This window comes from Rickettsia endosymbiont of Ixodes pacificus, assembly GCF_000965155.1.
Classification (GTDB): Bacteria; Pseudomonadota; Alphaproteobacteria; order Rickettsiales; family Rickettsiaceae; genus Rickettsia; species Rickettsia tamurae.
On record NZ_LAOP01000001.1, the window covers coordinates 268,227 to 286,255 of the forward strand.

Consider the following 18,029-nt stretch of genomic DNA (forward strand, 5'->3'; position numbering starts at 1 on the left):
ACTTTGATCAAGCTTATAACCCTGCATCTTTACACCTTCATTTAAGCATAAAAATACAGCTTATTCCTTAGATTAACTCTTTTCTACTTCTTTTTATAACTTTTTCAACAGCCCGTACACTTGATCTGACAGGTAGAGATTGATTAAGCAGCAAAAGTGCTGTCAGATAAGTAAGAATTAATAGACTTATCTTGAGCAATTTTAATGCTATCCTTGAAAGTTTGCATAGGAGTTTTTCCATAACAGAACTTTCCAGAATGCGGTCTAGTATTGTTATATTTGTTTAAATATTGATCTAAGTCAATCTGTAAATCCTCTAATGAGCTATAAATCTTTTTACGGAAAGCTATATCATAAAATTCATCTTTTAAAGTTCTATGTAATCTTTCGCATATTCCATTAGTTTGAGGAGAACGTGCCTTAGTTTTAGTATGATCAATATTTTCTATAGCCAAATATAACTCAAAAGCATGATGTTCTACCTTACCACAATATTCCGTTCCTCTATCTGTAAGGATTCTCAGTAGTGGTACATCATGATTATTAAAGAAAGGTATTACCTTATCATTTAAAATATCAGCGGATGTTATTGCAGATTTATCAGTATAGAGTTTGCAAATAGCCACTCTAGAATAAGTGTCAATAAAGGTTTGTTGGTATATTCTACCTACTCCTTTCATATTACCGACATAATAGGTGTCTTGTGCACCAAGATAACCGGGATGCTGAGTATCAATTTCTCCATGAGCCTCTTTAATTTGTTTTGCTTTTTTTAAAGCAGATATCTGCTCTTCTGTCAGTAAGATACCGTCCTGTGCAGATTTAGCTTCTAAAGCTTTGAGTCGTTTCTTTAGAGTTTCAAGATCGTTGCGTAGCCAGATAGAACGTACACCACTGGATGACACTATAATACCTTGCTTTATTAGTGCTTGGCTCGCACGAAGCTGACCAAGAGCAGGATTCTCTATAGCAAGATTTATTACTGCTTGTTCTATATGTTCTGATACACGATTCTTTACTATAGGTTTCTTACGACTCATATCCACAAGAGCCGCTTCTCCGCCCATCTCATATAGTTCCTTGAAACGGTAAAAGCTATCTCTTGAATAGCCCATTACTTTACACGCAGTACTAACACTACCTAGTTGTTTTGCAAGTTCTAATAATCCTAATTTAGGTTTGATTATTTTTTGATCATAATTTGACATATTGTTCCTATTAATTGAGTTTTATATTTAGTTCGTGGATATGATAGATAACTCCTTAGTTATCTACATACCCACAAACTCGTCTAATTTCAATCTTAATATGTCAGATCAAATCTGAAGGTTTACATCTTAGCATATAAAATATTTAGATATGGTAATAAGGTATGTCTCGAATATTTTAGCGAGAAACATCCGGAGCTAATTACAAAAATTTTCAATGATTATCCTCATTTATTTTTTAGGAGAGAGGCAATTAACATATGTATTAAAAATGAAGATGATAGACAAAAAGCATTAGATGCAATAAAGTTAAAATAGTCGGATAAATTTTTTAAAGATTGCTTTGACACAGTATTCCCTAAGGTAGATGTTGTTGTAAACCTTATATTCGAAGAAGAACCTAAACCGAAGCACGTATCTAATGAACCTGAACTTGTATTTAACTTAGAGGTCCTACCTTTAAATATAGACGAAAATGATGATGTACTACCAACAGGTAATGTAGAAGATAATAATCACTAAACAAATAAAATGACTAGCATATATCACATTCTTGACCGTGTTCCTGCTATTTATAAGCAGGACATGGAAATAGAGTATGAGCATTTAGCGATGCAATTAATTAAGTCCGGTAAATTACGGATAGATACCGATGATTGCTGCAATTTTGCAAGGTTTACCGAGCCTGCTCTTAATATAAGCTTAATGGTTAGTAAAGAAGAACTAACAAGTCCGCATTTAGTCCCCGAAACTACCAAGCTTTTTCAAAATTTATACAGAAACTCTGCTTCAGATCAAAAAATAAAATCAATTTTCGACAATTTAAAAAAGCAAATACAAAAGCTACAGCCGGTTAAGAAAGAAGTAATCGAAATGCTGGCACGTCTTTTTGTACAGTCTGCTCATCCAATCGTAATAAGATGGCTTCTTTTTAATAAGACGGAAGTATTCCTTACCTACTCGCATAATATCGGCGATATGATGGATATGGTTAGCTGGCAACGGATAGGCGGTAATAGCGGTATGCAAAGCACTAACGGTAAGGACGTGGCTATTTTTGTTTCATGCGGCGGTAATCCTTTTGCTGAAAACAATAAAGATCATCCGACTTACGGCAACGGCTTTGCTGCGGCAGCAAGACTTCAGATTATCGCAGCTCAAGAACTTGGGCATTTTGCCGATATAAAAAGAGATGATAGGGGGCGGCAAATAACTCGCCATTCAGCTAATTTTTCCGGTACTAAAGCTACCGATAAAGTACGAATTGCTAGAAAAAATGATATAATACATTGTCATAATTTGCTGGCTAAGCTCCTTAAAGCAGGTATGAAAAAGCAATTAGATTATGAAACGAAACTTAAATTTTATAATGTAAATAAAGTTAGCGGCTTAAAAGTTTATGCTATAAAATTCATGATTTTTATATATAAATTTCGGCTTTTAAATTATAGCAGTAGGAATAACCTAATATTTGTAAAAAAATTTAAAACCGATAAATATATGGCATTAATGATTGAGGCTATGTTTAAAGATATGCAAGCTAATTTATCGCCAAACGCTGACGTGTATAAAAATAAAAACCCTGAAATTGAAGAAGCTGTAGCCTGTATTGAGGCACTTGCTAGAGTACCGCAACAAGCCGTAAAATGGGGGTATTTAACTACCAAAGAAACTATGCATGACCTTTATAAAATATATTATAACAAGGTTATACCTTCTCTGATTACTAGCTATAATGCTGTCACCGGTGAAAATTATAAACGTGATTTTAAAAAGCCAAAAAGTAATTTCTTTTCTAAAATTAATATCTTTAGTAACAAAAAGTTAGTACTAAAACCGGTTAGGGAATTATGAGTATACTGATGTGAAATGAAGAATAGCAGACGAAGATAAACTTCAAAAAGAGCAAGGAATTCACAAGGCGAGGAGGCATTGCTGCGTGGATATCGGTTTTTCCGTCATTGCGAGGAAATTACAAAGTAATTTGACGAAGCAGGGTCTGTCAGATTCTTTGTGTAAGTATGATTTCTCCATTTGCCCAATTTTGTAAATTAGTATCACAAAGGATTGCAAATTGATTTAAAGCCATCGCCCAATTCTTAATAGGCATTGTCCATTTTTTAGAGGCATTTGTCAATGCCAAAAAGATTATTTTCTGAATCGATTTGTCATCTGGAAACACTCCTTTATTTTTAATAATTTTACGAATTTGACGGTTAGTGGATTCAATAGCATTAGTAGTGTAAATCGCTTTTCTAATGTCTTCCGGAAAGCTAAAAAATGGAGCTATGCCAGACCAATTTCGTTGCCATATGTCAAAAATAACTGGATATTTTTCATCCCATTTTTTGGCAAAATTTTGTAATTCTCTTAATCCCTCTGCTTCATTTATTGCAGAATAAACTGCTTTTAAATCAGCTGTTACCGCTTTTAAATCTTTGTATGATACGTATTTTACAGAATTTCTTACCATATGAACAATACACAACTGCACTATGGTTTTTGGAAAAATGCTATTTATCGCCTCTGGAAAACCCTTAAGACCATCAACACATGCAACATATATTTGTTCAACTCCTCGATTCTTAAGTTCTGTTACTACCTGCATCCAAAATTTAGACCCTTCATTCTTGCCTATCCAAATTCCTAATAGCTCTTTCTTGTCCTCCATATTCACTCCAATAGCTATATAAACTGCTTTATTTATTATTACATGATTATCTCTTGCCTTAACATGAATACAATCTAAGTACATTATAGGATATACATTATCAAGTGCTCTATTCTGCCAGGCAGTTACTTCCTCTAAAATACCATCAGTTACCTTTGATATTAACTCAGATGATACCTTGGTGGCATATAGTTCTTCTAAGTGCCATTGTATTTCCCTAATGGTCATTCCCCGAGCATATAAGGATATTACTTTATCATCAAATCCTTCAAATTTACGCACTCCTTTTGGAATTAGTTGAGGTTCAAATTCTCCGTCCCAATCCCTTGGCACTTCTACTTTCAATTTACGACCTTCTGGATCTATTAGAGTCTTTTCATAATTGCCATTACGTCTGTTATCTGAGTCTTTCTCATTTTTAGAATGTTTCTCATAACCTATATGAGATTCCATTTCTTTCTCTAAAATCTTATTTACTATCTGCTTTTTAATTTCCTGAAATATCTCTTCTTTGCCAAATATCTCAGATGGATCACTTTGTGATAGTATTTCTGATACTACTTTTTCTATAGTTGGATTTGATACTTTGCTCTTATTTTTCATATTAGCCTCATGTAAGTTGTTTTAATTAATTTTATTCTTAACTATTTTTATAACTTACACAAACTTTCTGACACCCTCAGCAATCTCAGGAGTTTGTTATTATTTCATGAGATTGCCACGCAGCCTACGGCTGCTCGCAATGACGATTTAGTATCCCGTTTCTACAGGAAAGATATTATTAGAACAATATCTTTAACTTTAATGAACCTTGATGGCTAGTATATTTGCTGCGTAAATTACAGTTATACGTTGCAAGTAGCTCAATATTCTTATGAGCCGTAAGTAAACTTGCACCTACATTATAGCCGACTTTCGGTGTGCTGCTACTTGTAGTGTTCTCAAAGTAATTATCTGCTCCAATAAATCTAGCTTTCACCTTAGGTTGCTTATTGCTAAAGCTATTTTCTATGGAAGCATGCAGTCCGGATACTATTTGAGTATCGTTTGATAATCTCTTAGGAGCGGTTAGTTTTATACCTGCAATCCCTGTAGTTAAGTTACCGGATTTACCTGCAACATACATATTATTCACACCTGTACCGGTTTCGGTATAAGCTTTATATGTATTATATCTAATACCGATATTAGGCATTAAATTTATACCGTCCATAGCAGAGAATTGATAACCGACATTACCCTCAAAACCGTAAGCTTTGCTTGTATATTTACCGCTAGCCGTTTTATAACTATTAGGTCCGACCGGTCTTAAGTCCTTCTTGTTGATTTTACTGTTACTTGCTGAAAATATTTCTTGTAATATAAGGCCATTACTAAATTGTTGTTGACCGTATAGAGAAATAATATCGCTTTCTGCCGATAATTTATCACCGGTGCTTGAACCTTTAAACTTAAAGTCAGAGTTCATACGGCTATATGCAATACCGACAAGACTATTTTCCCCGATGTAAAGATCACCGCCGATCGTGCCACCGGATACCGTCCCTTTATAGCTAGGATTACCTTTATATGCATCTTGATTACTTGAACCAAAAGTACCGGCAACCCATAATCCTTTTTTAGTAATTATAGAGGTTTCTTCATCACCTGCTGCAACGGCTATCATACTACCGCCTGATAGGTGATTATTAATATTAGCAGTTACTGCTTCAGCCGTAACATTTGCTACACTAACCGATCTTGTTCCTTGCTCGGTTAAATGCTCTACTACTTTTTTTGCATTATCAGGTGCAACTTGAGCTAAGTTTGCTACGAATAATAAAGATTGCTCTTGCTTTGTTTTACTCACTACAACAGTATCATCATTAGCTACTTTAGCCACTTCTTTAAGCTCAGCTTTATTATTTACTAACTCCTTAGCAAGTTCTACCGCATGTTTTTCAGGATTTTTCATAACAAGTGCAGATTTTTCTCTGATCACTTCTTTTTGCACTTCCGTTACAAAAGTATTTTCCGTATGGACAACGATAGTATTATTGATTGCCTCAGCTAATTTTTGCAGCTCAGGTTTTTTAACATATTCTTATTTCGTTAGCTTGACGTTGCTGATACTCCGCTTGCAGTCTTTGCTCTTCTATTCTTCTATTATTTTCTTCGACTATTGCTCTTTCGTTAGCCTCTTGTTGTGCTAATCTTTCATTTTCATTTCTTCTTTCTTCTTCTTGCTGTTGCTGAGCTTGCAGTCTTTGTCCTTGATGCTGTTGCTGAGCTTGTCCTTGCCCCTGACCTTGTCCTTGCTGGTTCTACTGTGCTTGAGCTTGTTTGCTGAACTTGCTGTTGTTGCCGCTGTAATCCTTGAATCTCAGCTTGTAATCTAGGTTGCTGCTGTGCGCTACTTCTTGAGCCGCTGCTTGTCCTGCTTGTTCCTAAAGTTCATTTTTCCCGTAACCGGATTATAATTATGCCCTTCAGGAACAAATGCACCGCCATTGACCCTAAAAATAGATAATGCCGATACTGCATCTACGGGATGGGCACCGTTAACATTAATCTCAATACTTGTACCGGCTAATACGCTAGGGAGATTATTTTGAAAAAATACACTATATCCTCCGGTTACGTTAAATGTAATATTACCGGAAAATTCTACATTACCGTTAAGAATTAAGTCACGTCTAAGGTCAAATGTTGAACCGTTAATTTTAGCATTTCCCTCAATTGTAACAGGATTAGCGTGAACATTATAAGTACCGGCCTCAAAGTTAACTTTGGGTAGCATAAATGTTTTTATGTAGGTTACGAACATGATTACCCGTAAATGTTAACTTCTCAATCCTCTTATTTACTGCACCGACTTCATAAATATTAGGAGTATTTACAAAAGTTACTTCACCTTGGCCTGCTTTACTAGTAGTAATGTTACCGATTAAATCTTTATTAAACTTTACTTTGCCGCGATTCGTAAATTCTAAATTACCGGTATCCTCTATTATCCTGATTATACTGAGTCATATCAAGTTTTTCTTGAAACTCAACATCATTACTTGCTACTGTAATCTTCTTTGCGTATACATTTTGTTTGAATTCAGCTTTATTTTCATTTCCAATTTTTATCTCGGCAACTCTAAAATCCTGTAAGCCGACGCTTTTACGAAAAATTACCGCATTTTTTCCTTTTACTTCAACTATACCATGATCATCTCCCGGATTATTGGAAGCAACTCCGGACCATACATCTATATTCTGTTTAGAAGAATCTATAATTAATTTTGAATTTTGTCCTAAAACAATATCATTAGAATAAATATCGGACTTTAAGGTAGCTGTTTTATTATTTTCTATCTGTAATGCAGAAATACTAAAAAGATTCATTCCATCGTGACCGATAGGTTTTGTAAAAACTACATTATTGCCTGCTACAGTTAATCTACCTCTCTCTATACCGTTAGAGTATATTCTACTATCAACCGTAATATTATTATTTTCAAAAACTAACTCAACCGACGCACCGCCAAATCGAATTGCACCGACTGCACTAATATCGTTTCCCTTAATAACTAATTTACTATCCTCAACTAATGCTCCTTTGTTTGCTACCTGATGGTGAAGTAGTATATCCACTTTTGCATTCTTATTACCACCATATCCTAGGGGAACTCTTAAAGCATTTTGAACTGCTGCTTGAGTTTCATTGTTATTATACATTAACTATATTATTAATACTAACTTGACGAGTTGGATTATTAGTCGGAATTATAAGCCCCCATGAAGTATAACCGTAAAGATTAATATTACCTATATTGATATCAGTATCAATATTAAGACGCTGATTATTCTCCGTTAAGATAATATTATCACCGTTTTGTGGATTATAATGAGCTCCATTATCAATCATTCCCATCTCATGTGTAAACAGTCGGTCTTGCAGCAACAATATCCACCACAAAGCTTTCTGCACTTGCAAGTAGCCCGATACTACTGGTTGCTAGTAAAAGTTTATTAAAAAAAGTTTTTTTCTTATTAGTCATAATTTCCCCTATAACTTATTGTTTTTAATGATTTTACCACTTAACTTATTGGTCATTATACATTATTTATTTATGACGCACAACAATTAATTAATAAATTTACTATTAGTTAATATTTATTAATTAATTACGATTGAGTGATTTATAAAATTTAAAGGAAATAGGCTGGTTTAATGAAGAAGGGTTATGGTGCTTGTTTGGTGGGTAATCGTCATTGCGAGCAGGCATTGTTGCGTGGATCAATTTCACCTCTGTCATCCCGTGGCTTGACTACGGGGTCCATAAAAACAATAAAAAATACTAATAATTTTAGTATTTTTAACTGGATCCCGCGATCAAGTCGCGGGATGACAGAGGTGAAATTGATCCACGCAACAATGCCTTGCGAGCAAGCCGTAGGCTGCGTGGCAATCTCATGAAATAATAACAAACTCCTGAAATTGCGTACGTACAATTACTTACGTAATTTCCTCGCAATGACGTCAAAATAACATCCTATTCATCATCTATATTAGAAAGCTCATCTTGTAATTCTTGAGAAAATATATCCTTATCATCGTTAGAATCACTTGATTTCTTAAGGGAGTTTTTGAAATCATTTAGGTCTTTATTTTCAAATATTTCAATAGATTTTAAAGTCTCGTTTGGAATTATAACTATAATATTTTTACTTAATTCATCTAAATAATCAGTGGTGACGGAAACTTTCAGCACTCCTCCATATTTGCTCTGTTTGCTACTTACTACAAAATCTTTTAAAGATTTACTTTTAAAATAGTTTTCAGAAGTAAAGATCATTGTTATAAAAAATAGTACTAACGAGATAGTAGTACCTACGGCAAATCCCGCTAATAGCCCTAAGAATCTGTCAATAAAACCGTTTCTCATAAACGAAATTATAGCAAGAAATTTATAAACTATAAAAACACATAAAATTAAAGAAATAACATAAGATATAACACCGGCAATAATTATTCTTATAACCTCATTATCCATATATTTCCCGATTAGTTCAGAAATATATGGATATAAGAAATATCCTAACATTATAGAAGTAATAAAACCGAGTATTCTAGTTGAAAACCCGATTATACCTTGATATAAGCCGAAAAATGAGAAAAGAGTAATAATAGCAAAAATAGTAATATCAAAAAATGTGATCATTATTGTTAACTTCTATTGAATAATTGGATTTAAATCTTATATATTAATTATTATAATTAAAGTTTTATTTATGGGCGATAAAATTTTTTATAACTTATCCGGTAAAACACTCGTTGCTACACCACATGTAATTACAAAAGGCATTTACCATAAATCCTTAATTTATATGTTATCACACACGGAAGAAGGAGCAATAGGATTAATATTTAACCGCTTAGTAAATCATATAGATTTAAAATCGTTTTTTAAAATAAAAAATGACGAAATAACAACCCCGGTTATGGTTCCTATATATCTTGGCGGACCCGTAGAACATGAAAAAGGGTTTTTTCTTCATTCTAGCGATTATAATAAAAATTTGTTATTGGATTTCCATAATGATTTAGCAGTAAGCTCTAATTTAGAAATTTCAGAAGATATAGCTTTCGGTAAAGGACCTAAAAATAGCTTATTCATTGTCGGTTATACAGCATGGAAACCAGGACAGCTTGAAGAAGAATTAGAGAAAAATCTATGGCTGGTTATGGATTGTAATAAAGAATTTATTTTTGCCGATAATCCTGAAAGTAAATGGCATAATGCATTAAAACACTTAGGCATTGATAAAATACATTTCTCATCACAAATAGGGAATGCTTAGATAACGTCCATTAGGTATGGCTCATGTGTCATTTTGCGAAGAGGTTTTGTTGGCGTGGATCGATAAACCCACTATGTCATCCCGTGGTCAAGCTACGGGATGGACACAGAAAAGCACTGAATTCCCACTTTCGCAGGAATGATATTTTTATTTAACCATTTTTTGGTAAGCCTAAGCAATAATGCTTTAAAAATTTTCCTTGGCTGCTAATTAAATACACAAAATTAGAATGTTGTAATTCATATTCGTTTGTTTTTACATCAAATATTTTGGATGTATAGAAGACCTTAAATTGGTTTGCTAATTGTTCAATATCTTGTACTCCCCCCGTTAAACCTATAAAATTAACATCTATTTTTTCTAAATATTTTTTTAATACCTCACTTGTATCATGCTCAGGATCTAGAGCAATAAAAACTACTTGTACTAAAATATTCTCTTTCTTCAAAATCTTAATAATATCTTCTACTCTTTTTAGTGCTTAATTGTCATACAAGGAATAGGTAGTACCAAAATAAATCAAACTTAAATGACCTTGCAAATGGGTACTATCAAATTTCTTTCCTTCTTGATCTATAAGAGTAAACTTAATTTTAGGCGAATCGTCCATATTACTAGTTTTTGCCCCAATCTTAATCTTAGACGAAGTTAATGAAGAATAAAATAAACATAAAAATATTATGCCCGTAATCATAACTAGGGCTATAAAAATTTTTATAATATATATTTGGTTTTTATTATTTCTCATAACCTAAGTAATTATTAATATTTATTTATAATAAAACTTATTCTTATCATATACGCAATAAAAATTATCTTTTACTATATTAAATATCGTAATATCTAAATTGTGATATTTTTATCATATACATATTTTTAGTTAATAAATTTATTAACTAAGTTGAAATTTTTTGAGTTAATCTTAAAGTTAAGATCATTAAATAAAAAACAACTGATGAGGATGATTAATATGTTAGATTGGTCAAAAATGACTAAAACACACCAACAGCAAGAAACGGAAAAATCTGTTCTTGAAATATTAGAACCTGTTAAGCTGATAAATGAATATGAACAGAAATATGCACCTATTATTAATCAAAGTAATAAAGCTATAGTCACCTTAGGACCAAATAAAGAAGATTTAAATATTCTAACTAAATTTTTTAAAGATAAACAATTAGCAGTTAAGAGTGATGACTTTGGAAATTTTGAATTTATCGGAACAAGCGGACATGATGAAAAAATAGACATCTTTAATGTTCCTGCAAATAAAAATCAACCGAATTTAATGATTTGTAACAGTAATTATTTAAATAACAACCATTCATTTGCCCAGTCAATTCTTAATACATTTTTTTTACAAAAGATTTTAGATACTAAACCAACCAAATTTATTTTAGTAATAAAAGATATTGCCATACAAAACGCTCAATCTCCTGATACTCAAAATAAGATAAAAGAGCTTACTGGTGTATTATGGGAATTTACTAATTTATTTGAATCCATAGACACAGGTAATAATATATCCGTAATTTTTACCGACACAATAAATGAGAAAACTCAGATTCAAATATCTAATATTTTTAATGAAGCTCTTAAAGAAAAAAGCTTTAGTGAAAAACAAAAATCTATTATTGCTAAATTAACATCCAATTTTTTCCCTAAGCCTAGTAATAAGCCAAAATACGGAAAAATATTAAAGATTCTATATGATAAAGATTATATCACACCTAATAAAATAACCATCAATGATTATAATTCACAAGAAATTTTAAGTGCGATAAAGATGATTAATCTAGAAATAAAATCTAATATAGATGCACTTAAAACAGAAATAGATAAAATATGGGATAAAGAAAAAAATACAATATTTGATCCATCTAAAAATCAAAAATTAGTACAACTAATAAAAATCCTAAATGATTCTCAAACTAGGGACAATAAAGACAAGACTATAGCAAATTTTCTTAAGGCTAGTGATGAATTATATTCTATTTTACAAATTTCAAAACCGGAAAGTAGTTTAAATTCTCTTATAAATTATTTGAAATATTTTTCCAATATCAATAATTTTCAAGAGAATTCAAATTTAATTAATTCTTCAGAGTGGTTTGATAATTTATTTAGCGAGGTAGCAAGCTATAATATAAATGGAGAATTATTATTAGCTTTCATAGCAATGATAGAGAGTACTAAAGAGTCGTTTCTTAAAAAATTAAATGAAACTGTTCAGAATTTTTATAATAACATAAAAACTAACAAAACTTTAGATACTGCAGAAGTTAATGATATATTTAAGCTGAGAGAATTTTTAACAAGAATTAAAACCGCTAATATAAAAAATTTAGAGGATATTAAAACTAACTTAAAAGCAAATTTAATAAATTTATCTCTGAATTTATCTATAGATAAAAATATTACTAATTTACAAAACCTAATAAATCCCATCAATGAAGAAGATGCTAAATCGCTATGGGAATATATTACCGGTTCTATAACAGAAATTATTAAAGACGAAGATATAAATATAGTAATCTATAATAAGCTACTTACTTCTAAAATACTTCCACAACAAGAGATAGATACTTATAACAAGTTAGAGACATTATTAAAAGATGCTTATGACAATATGTCTAAAAAACATAAGGAAGAACAATTATTAAAAAGCACTTATGAAGATACCAAAGAATATAAAGAAGAACATTGTAAGCGTCAATTAGCTGAAATTTATTGCCAAAAAGCCAAAATCTCCACAATAAACGCCGAATCAATCAATAGAGTTATATAAAAAAGCTGCCGAACTTGGTTCTGTTAAAGCAAATATAGAACTCGGCAAGAAGAATTATTCTGAAGCTCTCAAATATTTACACTTAACTCCCGATGTAACCGGCGTATTAAAAGCTTTTGAAAGCTTAATCAATACTCATAAATCAGAAATAATAAGCAAAATACAACAGGGTGGTATCGAAGATATAACAAAATTATCTTTAGTATTAACTGAAGCATATTTAGAGCAAGCGAAATATTTTAAGAACAAGGGGCTAACAAAGTTAGCAGGAGACGCGCAAGAATTAATAAGAATAGCGTTTTTCGATATTATAACGGCAACAATAACCATAGATGAATATAACAATAATATAATATTACATAACCTTTATAAATGTCTAAGTACTTTATACTCCTCTCTTGATACTCAGCTTAAATTTAATAAGATAGCCACAAAATATAAAGATTTTACTCAACAATTTAATAATACGGGAAAAGACGAGAACCTATATCTACTTAGCCTTAAGGATATACCTAGCGATTATAATGAAGATTCTAGCAATATGTTAGGTGCTTGTTATAATTCCTCAGAGTATCCTCAATGAGAAAAATTTAATATCTCTTAATACAATTTTTATAGACAAGCAGAAATGTGGTGCTAGTATAAAAATAGCTATATTTAACGATGAATTAGATTATGACAAATAATCAATTTTCCGAAGATACCAAAAAAATTGCTGATCAAATAAAAGATGCATTAATGGGTATTAGTGACGATCTTGTACTTGAAAGTAAAGAGGTAGAGGAAATTTTTGAAGAATTAAGCCAAAATGAAGAATTTGAGTATGAGATGGAACGAATACTTGCTATCTTAAATGAACAAACTATGGATTTAACTCAACTGCAAAGTCGGATTATCTTATTAATCCGTAAGTATTTAGGTAAAACTAAAAGCTTAAAGCTTAAAATGCTTAAAATGGATGAGAAGCTCATTAACAAGAATGTTGCCGAAGTCAGTAATTATTTAATGCATCAGCATTCTAAAATAGTTAGAGATGCTAATAAAAACCTTGCAAACCCAAAAGACAAATTACAAGGTTTAACCAAACAAGCTAGAATAGACTTAAAACTTTTATTAAAAAGCTTTGCCGTTTACCAAATTTATATGTTTATGAACCCAAAAAGAATAGCAGGCGAAACAAAGCTAATGAACTTCGCCTATAATATGATAAGAGGGGGAATGAAACTCGCTAAAAAATATGAAGGCGGCAAGGAAAAAGACATTAAATCATATTCACCTAGACTTATTAAAAAACTTGAAAAAGCTCATGTCGGCTTTAAAAAAAGTGGCGGTATATCAATTTAACTATTGTATCTTTTTATAAAGAGCTTATACTAGACTAACATTAATATTATGATAGGTATCAAGCTTTCAACTTAAATTATTCATGTAAACTTAATATTTCAGAACTAATAACTTGGGTACATCTTGGCTGCAGTACTCAAGAAAAACACCACGCTCAACCTGTAAAAATTAACATAAAACTCTTTCTCTCAACTCCTCCCCTTGCTACTGTAACGGATAATATAAACGATACTGTTTGTTATGCAGAAATCGTACGGCTAGTACAAAAACTTTCTCAAGAGAATCACTTTAATCTTATCGAGTATTTAGCCGCACAAATATATGATATTATTTATCAAAATTTTATCGAATCTAAATTAGAAAAGATTTTTCTAAACGTAACCGTTACTAAATTAAAATCACCGGTTTCAGGAGTGCATGGCGGAGTTTCTTTTTCTTATTCAGGAAAGGAGACACTATGATTTATATTTCTATAGGCAGTAATTTAGGTAATAGACTTTTAAATATTAAAAAAGCTCTAAATTTACTAAAAAGTTGTGATTTTATATTGCTTAAGCAATCTATTATTTTTGAAACACAAGCTATTCTACCATCTAATGCAGATAAAGCTTGGGATAAATCATATTTAAATATGGTGGTGCAGGGCAAAAGTACTTTAACGCCTAGTAAACTTCTAATTGAGCTTAAAAAGATTGAAAAACAACTAGGTCGAGCAAGCTCTTACGATAAATGGTCTCCAAGAGTTATTGACTTAGATATCCTACTTTGGAATAATTGCCATATAGATTTACCTGATTTAAAGATACCGCATCCTGAATTATTAAACAGACCATTTCTTATTCATCTAATTGCAGGTTTAAGCTTGGAATGTCGTTATTCATGTCCGATCAATAATTTTTATAACAATAAAACCTTTGCAGAAATAGCACATTTAATTGAAAATCAAGGAGTTATACGCTCTCTTGTTTTAAATCCTCAATTTGTCGGTATTTTAAACATTACTCCTGATTCTTTTTCTGATGGAGGATTGAGTTTTCATAAAGAAGATGCCGTTAGAAATTTTGTACGCTTGATAAATGAAGGGGCTACAATAATTGAGTTTGGATCACAATCAACACGTCCTTCTGCTTTAATTATTAATGAAGATGAAGAATATGCAAGACTTGAGAATGTTCTTGAAGAGCTTAGGGAAGTTATAAAGGAAAAAGAAGTTATAGTCAGTATTGATAGTTTCACTCCTGAAGTAATTAAACGTGTTTTAAAAAAATATCCTATTTCCTGTATCAACTTGGTTAAAAATAATCTAGATGACTATACATTACGATTAATTGCCGATTATAATTGTAAAATTATTACTATGCACTCATTAACCGTTCCACCGCAAAAACAAAAATGTCTTGATTTCGATAAATCTCCGCTTGCTAGCTTAAATATATGGGCAGAGCAAGAAATAACAAAATTAGAAAAATGTGGATTTGATAGAAAAAATATCATTCTTGATACTGGAGTTGGTTTTGGAAAATCCATTTATCAAAATTTATATATATTACAACATATTAAAGAATTTAAAAATCTAGGGTGTGAGATATTGGTAGGACACTCACGAAAATCTTATATTTCTGCTTTTTATAATTCCAAAGCATCGGGAAGAGATTTAGAAACAATAGCAATATCAAAATATTTAACAGAACATGGAGCTGATTATTTACGAGTGCATAATGTTATAGAGCATCAAAGATTTTTTGTAGCAGACCATATGATTAAATATTCATCTTATGAAAAATAGAAAAATCATCGGTATAATGGCATGTGACCCACAAGGGGTGATAGGTAATAAAGGTCAGATACCTTGGTCTTATTCTAAGGAGTTTGAATATTTTTATCAGACGGTAAAAAATAATATTATAGTCATGGGACGAAAAACCTTTGACTCTATACCTGCAAAGATTTTAAAAAATTGTATTTGTATTGTTTTTTCAAGAAATACACCATTACAATCTTATAATAATAGACATCTTTCCAAACCAACTTATAGAGAGGAATTTAAAGGATACACGGAACGCAGCACCGCAGCGTATATAGACAATCGCACAGATGCGAGTACCGGATTGACGTCTAAATTACCTCTAGAAGCGAAGTTTGGAAAGATGTCTATTATATTTTTTATTAAATCTTTAGATGATTTTTGGCAGATAATAAAACCTTTTACTGATAAGAAAATTTTTATGGTTGGGGGGACAGAAATAGCGACTCTTTTCCTAGAGCAAAATCTTATTGATGAATTTTTACTTACAAAAATAAATAAAAATTATGATGGAGATACTTTTTTTCCTCTTAATCTTTTAGCAGAATGGCATTCTGTAATAATAGATAAAACAAATAATTATCAGATTTATAAATTTACTAAAAGGAGGTAAGATGAAATTTTTAGAACAGCTTAATATAGATCTTGAACGATATAATCTTTTAAATCATCCATTTTATCAATTATGGAATATGGGAAAACTTACTCATTCTACTTTACAAATTTACGCAAAAGAATATTATCATCACGTTACAGCTTTCCCACGTTATATAAGTGCAATACATTCCAAATGTAGTGATATACAAGCTAGACAAATATTACTTGGTAATCTTATAGAAGAAGAACAAGGTGAAGAAAATCACCCGGAACTATGGAAACGTTTTGCTGAAGGACTTGGATGTTTAAGAAAACAACTCACTTCAGAACCTAAATTAGACTCAACTCAAAAACTTGTTCAAGGTTATTTGAAATTAACAGAGAAATCTTTTTCTATAGGTCTTGGAGCACTTTATGCTTATGAACGTCAGACTCCTAAAGTATCTGACTCTAAAATTCAAGGGTTACAAAAATTTTATGGGATTTCAGATTATAGAACTTTACAATTTTTCATTGTTCATAGTAAAGTTGATCAATGGCATACACAAGAATGTGCAAATTTGATTAATAATTTAAGCTCAAAAGAACAAAAATTAGCATATCAAGGAGCAATAAAAGGAGCAAAACTACTATGGCAATTTCTAGACGGTATAAATGCAACGTATCAATAATTTAACTATTATTCTTTCATAAAATGAAAAATATCTTCCTACATTCCTTAAGTCTTGAGAATTATCGTAATTTTAAAAATCTTGAACTAAAAACAGATAATACACCAATAATTTTAATAGGTGAAAACGGTAGCGGTAAAACTAATATTTTAGAAGCTATATCGCTATTTTATCCAGGAAGAGGGCTGAGATCAGCAAAACTTGCCGATATATGCAAAACTTCAGAAGATCATTGTCTAGTTAAAGCTCTATTGCAAAGTAAGCTAGGACTTGCAGAATTTACCACCCAATTTAAACGTAGTTCTAATAGAAGGATAACTGAGTATAACGAAAGTAAAATAGCCAATAATGAGTTAAGTAAATTCACTAGCATGGTATGGCTGACTCCGCACATGGAAAGAATCTTTACAAGCGGTAGCAGTGATAGAAGAAAATTTCTTGATAGAATAGTTTATAATTTTGATCCAAAGCATACAGAGCTAGTTAGTAAATACGAATATTATATGCATGAGAGAAATAAAATTCTAGTAGAAGATATAAGAGATGATAATTGGCTTAAAATTATTGAAGAAAAGATGGCTGATATTTCTAACCATATTGCTAATAATCGCTTAAAAACCTTAGAATTTATGCAGCAAGCAATAGATGACCTTGAAAATGAATTTCCAAAAGCCGATTTATCGATTGATGGCATTGTTGAACAAAAAATATTAAACGGCGAAGAAAATATTGTTAGTTTTATTACTGCAGAACTTTATCAAACAAGAAGCAAAGATAAACTACTTGGTCGCACTAGTTTTGGAGTTCATAAAAGTGACTTTTTAGTAAAGCATCAAAAGAAAAATATCTTAGCCAAATTCTGTTCTACCGGTGAACAAAAAGCTATATTAATTGCAATAATCCTTGCTGAAATGAATTATGCTATAAAGCTAACTAAAATAGCACCGATTTTACTTTTAGATGAGGTCTTTGTGCATTTAGACGACAAAAGACGTCAATATTTAATCGAATTTTTTACCGGCTTAAACATGCAACTATGGGTTACCACTATCAATCTAGAGGGAATAGAAAATTTTGCAGGTAAAACACAATTGATTAAGTTATAATTATGATC

The 18,029-nt window shown here is 31.3% G+C and carries 18 protein-coding genes and 2 pseudogenes; 11 read left to right on the forward strand and 9 right to left on the reverse strand.

Annotated features, from left to right (window positions below; genetic code table 11):
• Positions 1–143: 143 nt before the first annotated feature.
• Positions 144–1,208 carry an IS481 family transposase gene (locus REIP_RS01570; protein WP_045803566.1) on the reverse strand — a complete coding sequence of 355 codons (1,065 nt, stop codon included), beginning with the start codon at positions 1,206–1,208 and terminating at the stop codon, positions 144–146.
• A 120-nt stretch (positions 1,209–1,328) separates the two neighbouring features.
• On the opposite strand from REIP_RS01570, the pseudogene REIP_RS12090 reads away from it, so the two are divergent.
• A pseudogene (locus REIP_RS12090) lies at positions 1,329–1,730 on the forward strand (hypothetical protein); the annotation flags it as partial.
• 9 nt (positions 1,731–1,739) lie between these two features.
• Positions 1,740–3,062 (forward strand): DUF2748 family protein, encoded by a 1,323-nt coding sequence (locus REIP_RS01575; protein WP_045803645.1) that lies wholly within the window; start codon positions 1,740–1,742, stop codon positions 3,060–3,062.
• 148 nt (positions 3,063–3,210) lie between these two features.
• Here REIP_RS01575 and REIP_RS01580 read toward each other — a convergent pair whose 3' ends face one another.
• From REIP_RS01580 to REIP_RS13105, 6 genes are all read right to left on the reverse strand, one after another.
• The gene (locus REIP_RS01580; protein WP_045803646.1) at positions 3,211–4,482 is read right to left on the reverse strand and encodes an IS256 family transposase; all 1,272 of its coding nucleotides are present in this window, start codon (positions 4,480–4,482) and stop codon (positions 3,211–3,213) included.
• A 178-nt stretch (positions 4,483–4,660) separates the two neighbouring features.
• Positions 4,661–5,833, reverse strand: a complete 1,173-nt coding sequence (locus REIP_RS01590; protein ID WP_331385737.1) for an autotransporter outer membrane beta-barrel domain-containing protein — start codon at positions 5,831–5,833, stop codon at positions 4,661–4,663.
• 438 nt (positions 5,834–6,271) lie between these two features.
• Positions 6,272–6,685 (reverse strand): hypothetical protein, encoded by a 414-nt coding sequence (locus REIP_RS11490; protein WP_197069180.1) that lies wholly within the window; start codon positions 6,683–6,685, stop codon positions 6,272–6,274.
• Positions 6,686–6,852: 167 nt separating this feature from the next.
• The gene (locus REIP_RS08365; protein WP_052691073.1) at positions 6,853–7,584 is read right to left on the reverse strand and encodes a hypothetical protein; all 732 of its coding nucleotides are present in this window, start codon (positions 7,582–7,584) and stop codon (positions 6,853–6,855) included.
• Complete coding sequence (locus tag REIP_RS08370) at positions 7,577–7,774, reverse strand: hypothetical protein (protein WP_197069181.1); 198 nt, start codon at positions 7,772–7,774, stop codon at positions 7,577–7,579. Before REIP_RS08370 ends, REIP_RS08365 begins: the two co-directional genes overlap by 8 nt.
• A 7-nt stretch (positions 7,775–7,781) precedes the next feature.
• Positions 7,782–7,907 (reverse strand): hypothetical protein, encoded by a 126-nt coding sequence (locus REIP_RS13105; protein WP_269429001.1) that lies wholly within the window; start codon positions 7,905–7,907, stop codon positions 7,782–7,784.
• Between the two features lie 173 nt (positions 7,908–8,080).
• Between REIP_RS13105 and REIP_RS12095 the strand changes: the two genes are divergently transcribed.
• The gene (locus REIP_RS12095) at positions 8,081–8,326 is read left to right on the forward strand and encodes a hypothetical protein (RefSeq protein WP_231569160.1); all 246 of its coding nucleotides are present in this window, start codon (positions 8,081–8,083) and stop codon (positions 8,324–8,326) included.
• A 76-nt stretch (positions 8,327–8,402) separates the two neighbouring features.
• Here the strand turns inward: REIP_RS12095 and REIP_RS01605 are convergent, their stop codons facing one another.
• The gene (locus tag REIP_RS01605; protein ID WP_045803647.1) at positions 8,403–9,071 is read right to left on the reverse strand and encodes a CvpA family protein; all 669 of its coding nucleotides are present in this window, start codon (positions 9,069–9,071) and stop codon (positions 8,403–8,405) included.
• Positions 9,072–9,141: 70 nt separating this feature from the next.
• Between REIP_RS01605 and REIP_RS01610 the strand changes: the two genes are divergently transcribed.
• Positions 9,142–9,711, forward strand: a complete 570-nt coding sequence (locus REIP_RS01610) for a YqgE/AlgH family protein (protein WP_045803648.1) — start codon at positions 9,142–9,144, stop codon at positions 9,709–9,711.
• Positions 9,712–9,862: 151 nt separating this feature from the next.
• On the opposite strand, the pseudogene REIP_RS01615 reads toward REIP_RS01610, so the two are convergent.
• A pseudogene (locus REIP_RS01615) lies at positions 9,863–10,459 on the reverse strand (SCO family protein).
• A gap of 222 nt (positions 10,460–10,681) precedes the next feature.
• On the opposite strand from REIP_RS01615, the gene REIP_RS08375 reads away from it, so the two are divergent.
• From REIP_RS08375 to recF, 7 genes are all read left to right on the forward strand, one after another.
• Positions 10,682–12,499, forward strand: a complete 1,818-nt coding sequence (locus REIP_RS08375; protein ID WP_156147390.1) for a hypothetical protein — start codon at positions 10,682–10,684, stop codon at positions 12,497–12,499.
• A gap of 675 nt (positions 12,500–13,174) precedes the next feature.
• On the forward strand, positions 13,175–13,843 hold the full coding sequence (locus REIP_RS01630; protein WP_045803649.1) for a DUF5394 family protein: 669 nt from the start codon (positions 13,175–13,177) through the stop codon (positions 13,841–13,843).
• 107 nt (positions 13,844–13,950) lie between these two features.
• Positions 13,951–14,304 (forward strand): dihydroneopterin aldolase, encoded by a 354-nt coding sequence (locus tag REIP_RS08975; protein WP_231569317.1) that lies wholly within the window; start codon positions 13,951–13,953, stop codon positions 14,302–14,304.
• Positions 14,301–15,629 carry a dihydropteroate synthase gene (gene folP / locus REIP_RS01635; RefSeq protein WP_045803650.1) on the forward strand — a complete coding sequence of 443 codons (1,329 nt, stop codon included), beginning with the start codon at positions 14,301–14,303 and terminating at the stop codon, positions 15,627–15,629. Before REIP_RS08975 ends, folP begins: the two co-directional genes overlap by 4 nt.
• Before the next feature lie 16 nt (positions 15,630–15,645).
• On the forward strand, positions 15,646–16,260 hold the full coding sequence (locus tag REIP_RS13300; protein ID WP_331385723.1) for a dihydrofolate reductase: 615 nt from the start codon (positions 15,646–15,648) through the stop codon (positions 16,258–16,260).
• Position 16,261: 1 nt separating this feature from the next.
• Positions 16,262–16,915 carry a CADD family putative folate metabolism protein gene (locus REIP_RS01645; protein WP_045803652.1) on the forward strand — a complete coding sequence of 218 codons (654 nt, stop codon included), beginning with the start codon at positions 16,262–16,264 and terminating at the stop codon, positions 16,913–16,915.
• 23 nt (positions 16,916–16,938) lie between these two features.
• Positions 16,939–18,021 carry a DNA replication/repair protein RecF gene (gene recF, locus REIP_RS01650; RefSeq protein ID WP_045803653.1) on the forward strand — a complete coding sequence of 361 codons (1,083 nt, stop codon included), beginning with the start codon at positions 16,939–16,941 and terminating at the stop codon, positions 18,019–18,021.
• The last annotated feature ends 8 nt before the right edge of the window (positions 18,022–18,029 follow it).

Coding starts and splice junctions, on each gene's coding strand:
- REIP_RS01575 (WP_045803645.1), top strand. CDS start 1,740: ATGACTAGCATATATCACATTCTTGACCGTGTTCCTGCTATTTATAAG.
- REIP_RS08370 (WP_197069181.1), bottom strand. CDS start 7,774: ATGATTGATAATGGAGCTCATTATAATCCACAAAACGGTGATAATATT.
- REIP_RS01580 (WP_045803646.1), bottom strand. CDS start 4,482: ATGAAAAATAAGAGCAAAGTATCAAATCCAACTATAGAAAAAGTAGTA.
- REIP_RS08365 (WP_052691073.1), bottom strand. CDS start 7,584: ATGTATAATAACAATGAAACTCAAGCAGCAGTTCAAAATGCTTTAAGA.
- REIP_RS01590 (WP_331385737.1), bottom strand. CDS start 5,833: ATGAAAAATCCTGAAAAACATGCGGTAGAACTTGCTAAGGAGTTAGTA.
- REIP_RS01645 (WP_045803652.1), top strand. CDS start 16,262: ATGAAATTTTTAGAACAGCTTAATATAGATCTTGAACGATATAATCTT.
- REIP_RS08375 (WP_156147390.1), top strand. CDS start 10,682: ATGTTAGATTGGTCAAAAATGACTAAAACACACCAACAGCAAGAAACG.
- REIP_RS01605 (WP_045803647.1), bottom strand. CDS start 9,071: ATGATCACATTTTTTGATATTACTATTTTTGCTATTATTACTCTTTTC.
- REIP_RS13105 (WP_269429001.1), bottom strand. CDS start 7,907: ATGACTAATAAGAAAAAAACTTTTTTTAATAAACTTTTACTAGCAACC.
- folP (WP_045803650.1), top strand. CDS start 14,301: ATGATTTATATTTCTATAGGCAGTAATTTAGGTAATAGACTTTTAAAT.
- REIP_RS01570 (WP_045803566.1), bottom strand. CDS start 1,208: ATGTCAAATTATGATCAAAAAATAATCAAACCTAAATTAGGATTATTA.
- REIP_RS01610 (WP_045803648.1), top strand. CDS start 9,142: ATGGGCGATAAAATTTTTTATAACTTATCCGGTAAAACACTCGTTGCT.
- REIP_RS12095 (WP_231569160.1), top strand. CDS start 8,081: ATGAAGAAGGGTTATGGTGCTTGTTTGGTGGGTAATCGTCATTGCGAG.
- recF (WP_045803653.1), top strand. CDS start 16,939: ATGAAAAATATCTTCCTACATTCCTTAAGTCTTGAGAATTATCGTAAT.
- REIP_RS11490 (WP_197069180.1), bottom strand. CDS start 6,685: ATGTTCGTAACCTACATAAAAACATTTATGCTACCCAAAGTTAACTTT.
- REIP_RS13300 (WP_331385723.1), top strand. CDS start 15,646: ATGGCATGTGACCCACAAGGGGTGATAGGTAATAAAGGTCAGATACCT.
- REIP_RS01630 (WP_045803649.1), top strand. CDS start 13,175: ATGACAAATAATCAATTTTCCGAAGATACCAAAAAAATTGCTGATCAA.